The 5,190-nt window shown below is 64.1% G+C and carries 5 protein-coding genes; 1 reads left to right on the top strand and 4 read right to left on the bottom strand.

Going from position 1 to position 5,190, the window contains the following annotated elements; translation table 11 throughout:
* The coding region (locus HMPREF2912_RS07830; protein ID WP_148139408.1) for an HNH endonuclease signature motif containing protein at positions 1-620 on the top strand (620 nt) is incomplete at its 5' end.
* Positions 621-942: 322 nt separating this feature from the next.
* Here HMPREF2912_RS07830 and HMPREF2912_RS07825 read toward each other — a convergent pair.
* From HMPREF2912_RS07825 to HMPREF2912_RS07810, 4 genes are all read right to left on the bottom strand, one after another.
* On the bottom strand, positions 943-1,689 hold the full coding sequence (locus HMPREF2912_RS07825; RefSeq protein WP_070596667.1) for a GntR family transcriptional regulator: 747 nt from the start codon (positions 1,687-1,689) through the stop codon (positions 943-945).
* A gap of 56 nt (positions 1,690-1,745) precedes the next feature.
* Positions 1,746-2,420 (bottom strand): SDR family oxidoreductase, encoded by a 675-nt coding sequence (locus HMPREF2912_RS07820; protein WP_070596663.1) that lies wholly within the window; start codon positions 2,418-2,420, stop codon positions 1,746-1,748.
* Between the two features lie 18 nt (positions 2,421-2,438).
* Positions 2,439-3,626 carry an alkylhydroperoxidase domain protein gene (locus HMPREF2912_RS07815; protein WP_070683786.1) on the bottom strand — a complete coding sequence of 396 codons (1,188 nt, stop codon included), beginning with the start codon at positions 3,624-3,626 and terminating at the stop codon, positions 2,439-2,441.
* 30 nt (positions 3,627-3,656) lie between these two features.
* A partial coding sequence (locus HMPREF2912_RS07810) for a dipeptide ABC transporter ATP-binding protein (protein ID WP_070683784.1) occupies positions 3,657-5,190 on the bottom strand: 1,534 nt, incomplete at its 5' end.

Genomic DNA, 5,190 nt, shown 5'->3' with positions numbered 1-5,190 from the left:
CCAAGCCTGCGGTGCGCACCCAAGTCATCGTCACGTTGAACGAGTTGGACCAGATCATTAACGGCGAGGGTGATGAAATCGAGCTCAACCTCACCAACGGCGGGCGCATGACCGGGGCGGAATTCCTCACCCACAAATTTGCCGAGATTGGGTATGCCACCATCGTGCACCCTCTTGAAGGACCCATCGACACCTGGCGGCTAGAGCGTGGAGCAAACTTCAAACAACGCCTTACCCTGCATGCTGAATTCCACACCTGTTCTAGGCCTGGCTGTAATAAACCCGCTGATTGCTGCCAAGTCCATCACCTCATCCCCTGGCAGGCAGGAGGCTACACCAACATTAAGAACTTGACCTTCCTGTGCGCCTACCACAACGGGATTAATGATGATGACCCACAAAGGCCTACCGGGCGTGGCTACATGTACCGGCTTAACACCGGGGTGGCCTTCATCCCACCCTGGGGTACACCAATAACAGCAATGCCGGAATACCAAGAAGCACTAGCCAGACTCAACGCCGAACGGGAAACAGCCACAAAGACCCAGGCCACAGCACCAGCCCAAACCCCAGACACAACGCCACAACAACCACCAGACCCACCACCCGGCAGCAGCTAACACCCCCAACCACCTAACGCAGCAAGGACAGCGCCAACCACCGGCCCCGTCAACAACAGAACCGTTGACGGGCACATCGGCGATCCTTCGAGACTGTGCACCCGTCGACCCAAGACAGGTTGACGGGGATACCGGCGATCCCACACAACGATTCATTTGCCGCTAGGTGCAGCAGGGTCGTGACGGCAAGAACCTTAAGCCCTTAAAAGGCGAAGCCCGCCAACCGGAAAATGGTTGACGGGTTTGCTGTCGTGCACTGATGCAGCTCGAGCAGGCCGAGCCTTGCGGCGGCTGACCGCGTTGGGGCGAAGACCAGAGGTGGTTAGTCGAGTACCGGCGTGGGATCCTCGCCGATGACGACCTCCACCGTGACGGCATCAGGGCGCAGGGTCTCTTCCAACTGAGCAGCCACGACGCCGCCCTCCGCCTTAACGGTTCGTGTAATGCGCAAGACGGGTTGGTTCCGACCCACTCCAAGGGCCTTCTGCTCCTCCGTGCGCGCGGTGGCGGCCACGAGGGAGTCCCGCTTAAACACGGGCACCAGGTCAAGCTCCGTCAACAGCTCGGTCAGCGGCTTCTGGACGTCCTCTTCCGTGAGGTCCGAGGCCAAGGCCTGCGGGATAAAAAGGGTGGAGGCCATGATGGGCGAGCCCTCGGTCAACTGCACCGCGCGGCATTCCCACACGGAATCGCCTTCCTCAATCCCGAAGGAGGAAGCGAGATGCCCAGGCACCTCAATCAGCGTCAGCGACAACACCCGCACCTCCACATCGAGGCCATGTTCACGCAGCTGGTCGAGGGCACTTCGCCCGCTCGTCAGGCTCAGCGTCGGCGGGGTGGCACGCACGAAGGTGCCACCGGTGCGCCCGCGCTTGCGGTCAATGAGACCTTCGATCTGGACGATGTCCAGCGCGTGGCGCACCGTCATGCGCGCCACCTTGTATTCCTGGACTAACTCCCGCTCCGTGGGAAAGCGGTCACCCGGCTTCAGTTCGCCGGATTCAATCTTGCTCCGCAGCGAATCCGCGATCACCAAATAGGCGGGGCGGCGACGTTGAGAGGTGGACACGCCTCATCACTGTACCGTGCGCTGCGTTTTTCGCATCTTGAGAGAAAACGCGGCTCCTACTTGCGCTGATTCAACTCAATGCGCGGGCGCACACGAATCTCCGTAAGCTGCGTCGTTGGGCCAGCATCAACGGTGGCGCGGATAGCCTTCGCCACCTCCACAGGAGCGATGACATGCTCTGGGTTGTAATCCTGCAGGCCCTGCAGCATCGGGGTATCCGTCGGGCCTGGCGCGACGGTGGACACGCGGATGCCGAGTTCGCCGAGGCGCAAGCCGTCGGCAAGCGCGTACAAAGCATGCTTCGTGGCGGCGTAAATGACGTTGTCACCATAGGAGTGAATGCCGGCACCGGAGTTAATGAACACCGCAAGCCCTTCCGCCGCGCGCAGCGCGGGCAGAAGCAGGCGGGTCAGCTCGGCTGGCACGTGAACGTTGAGGTCCATCTGCGCGCGCCAATCCTCCGGCCGAGCGCTCTCCACCGAGCGCTTATCCGCCCGCGCCGCCGCGTGCACGAGCACGTCCACGCGCTCCAGCGAAGCCAGTTCGGCGGGAAGCGGTGAGCCGTCGAGCAGCGACAGCAAGTCAATTGCCACCGGCACGATGTTCTCCGCCTCCGGCAGCTCCCCGGCGCGCCGCCCCAGGGCATACACGCGGTGGTCCCGGGCAAGGTCCTTGATGATCTCCGCGCCCATTCCACCCGTCGCACCAGTTACAACGGCAGTTTTCACCATGGTTGTTCCTCCTTCTCGTTAGCGGAAGCGCTTCGGCACATCCGGCTCCCCCAGCGTCAGCATCAGGCGGTTGGCCCAGTTGAAGAACGCGGTGGAGTTGATGACATCGATGATGGCTAGGGTATCGAATCCCACGGCCTCGAGGCGTTCAACGTGGGAGGCGTCGAAGGCAAAGGGTGACTCGGTCAGGGCCAGGGCGGCATCGCGAATGGCGGACCACTGCGCCGAGCCCAGGTCAGCATCTACGCCCTCCTCGAGCAGACGGTCAATCGCCGCGGCGTCACCGCCCTCTTCCTTGGCGCGCTGCTGGTGCACCGACGCGCAGTACTCGCAACCGTTGAGACGCGATACCACCGTGGCGGCCAGCTCACGCTCGGCGCGGCCGAGTCCGCCGTCGGTGTTGTAGAAGATGTCCAGGTCCGTGAGCGTGCGCGCCTTGAGTGCGGCCGGGTCGCGGGCCAGCAGGCGGAAATACTCCATGTCGATGCGCTCGGGCTTAATGAGCGCATCGCGCTGCGCGTCTGTGAACTCCTCCTTCGGCTGCGGCGGCACCCACGGCTTCCAGCCCAGCGAGTGCGCTACAAAGCCCTGCGGCTTGGCGACGTCCGGCACCAGCGTCCCCTCCCCCGGCACCCACTCCGGGGTCTGGGTGGGACGCGGCGCCTCAGTCACGGGCGCGGGCTGCGCGGTACCGGCAAGCACGGAGAGGCCGTGCGCCACGCGCAGTTGAAAAGACAGGAAGCTGACCAGCTGCGCCAGCGTCACGATGTCATCGTCGGACCAGCCGGCCGCCTGCAGGTGACCAATCGCAGCCGGAGAAGCATCCTTGGGGTGGAAGACCAGCAGGTGGGCGAAGTCGAGGGCGGCGGCAAGGCGCGGGGAGCCGTCGAAAAGCGTGAATCCGCCATCGATGTACGGGCCGGTGGTGATGCCGCGCTCCACCGCGCGGGATATTTCGGCGGCAAGCTCCTCCGACTCCTCCGCCAGCAGGTCAGAATAAAAGGCGACGGCAGGAGCCGCCTGATAAATGCCCGCAACAAAAGTCGCGATAGCGTAGCGCTCCGCATAGCTGAACGTACCGGGCTCCGCAGGCTCAAGGAGCGCGGCAAAGGAGGCCTGCGCGTTCTCCTTGGCCTCGGGCCGGCGCTCGCGCAGCTTGGCGACGTCCCCCTCAACACCCGCCAACAGGTTAATGATGTCTGCCATGAATGATTCCTTTCTTGTGTTCGCCCCAGGCTACAGACCCAGGTTGAGGTCGCCGGCGCGGTAGCGGGAGCCGGGGATGGCCTCGATGAGTTTTTGGGTAAACGGTGATTGTGGGTTGCTAAAGACCTCGGCCGTGGGACCAGATTCCACCTGCTGCCCCTTCGAGAGCACCGAGACGGTATCGGAGATTTGGTTGACCACCGCGAGGTCGTGCGAGATGAAAATGTAGGTCAGGCCGAGCTCCTCCTGCAGCCGGGCCAGCAGTCGCAGAATCTGGGCCTGCACGGTGACGTCGAGGGCGGATACTGCCTCGTCGAGGATGACCAGCTCCGGTTCCACGATCATGGCGCGCGCGATGGCCACGCGTTGGCGCTGGCCGCCGGAGAGCTCGCGCGGACGGCGGTCGTAGTAGTCCGGGTTCAGCGCCACCAGGTCCAAGAACTCCTTGGCCTTTTCCTTGGCCGCGCTTGCACGCACCCCCTTCAAGTTCCGCAGCGGCTCCGCGACCGTCTGGCCAATCGTCTGCTTGGGGTCCAAGGAACCGTAGGGGTTCTGGTAGACCAGCTGGATGTTGTTACGCTCTTCACGCAAGGCCTTGCCGCGCAGACCCACGATGTCGCGCCCGCCCACGGTGATGTTGCCCGATGTCGGGGTGTTGAACATGGCGATGCTGCGCCCCGTCGTGGTCTTGCCGGAGCCGGACTCGCCCACGATGGCGTGGGTCGAGCCCTTGGCCACGGTGAAGGAGATGTCATCGACGGCGGTGAAATTACCGAAACGCTGGGTCAGGCCTTCCACCCGCACTAAGGGTTCGCCCGCGGTGCGGTCAGTGGTTGTGTCGGTCTTGACGACGGCGTTGCGCGAAGTAGCTGCTCGGCCGGCGTCGGCGACGGTGAGGGAGGGGGCGTCGGCAAGCAGGCGTTTGGTGTAGTCGTGGCGCGGGTTCGTCAGCACCGTGGCGGCCAGGCCCTCCTCGCGCAGCTGGCCGGATTCCATGACCACGACGCGGTCGGCGCGGTCACCGGCCACCGCCAAGTCGTGGGTAATGAAGAGGATGCCCATGCCGAGCTCCGCGCGCATGTCATCGAGGAGATCGAGGATGATCTTCTGCACGGTGACATCCAGCGCGGAGGTGGGCTCATCGGCGATGATGAGGTCGGGCTCCAGCGCTACGGCGGCGGCGATGAGCACGCGCTGCTTCATGCCGCCGGACAGCTCGTGCGGGTACTGGTGATAGCGGCGCTGGGGATCATCGATGCCGACGCGCTCCAGCAGTTCCAGTGCTTTGGCCTTGCGCTCGGCCGCAGTACCAACCTTGTGGATGCGCAGCCCCTCCTCCACCGAGGCGCCGATGGTCTGCACTGGGTTGAGGGAGTTATTGGGGTCCTGCGGGATGAGGCCGATGCGCCGCCCACGCAGCTCACGCCACTCGCGGCGACGCAGCGAGGTGATATCGCGGCCATCGAAGGTGATGGTTCCGGCATCGATGGTGGCATTCGAGGGCAGCAAGCCGATGGCTGCCATGGCGGAGGTGGTCTTGCCGGAGCCGGACTCGCCCACGATG

The organism is Corynebacterium sp. HMSC056E09, from assembly GCF_001813425.1.
Lineage (GTDB): Bacteria > Actinomycetota > Actinomycetes > Mycobacteriales > Mycobacteriaceae > Corynebacterium > Corynebacterium hesseae.
Note: the sequence above shows the minus strand (reverse complement) of the source record. Positions and strands in the feature narration are given on the sequence as shown.

Bases quoted from the DNA above. Each gene is read 5' to 3' on its own strand.
- HMPREF2912_RS07815 (WP_070683786.1), bottom strand. From the start codon at position 3,626: ATGGCAGACATCATTAACCTGTTGGCGGGTGTTGAGGGGGACGTCGCC.
- HMPREF2912_RS07820 (WP_070596663.1), bottom strand. From the start codon at position 2,420: ATGGTGAAAACTGCCGTTGTAACTGGTGCGACGGGTGGAATGGGCGCG.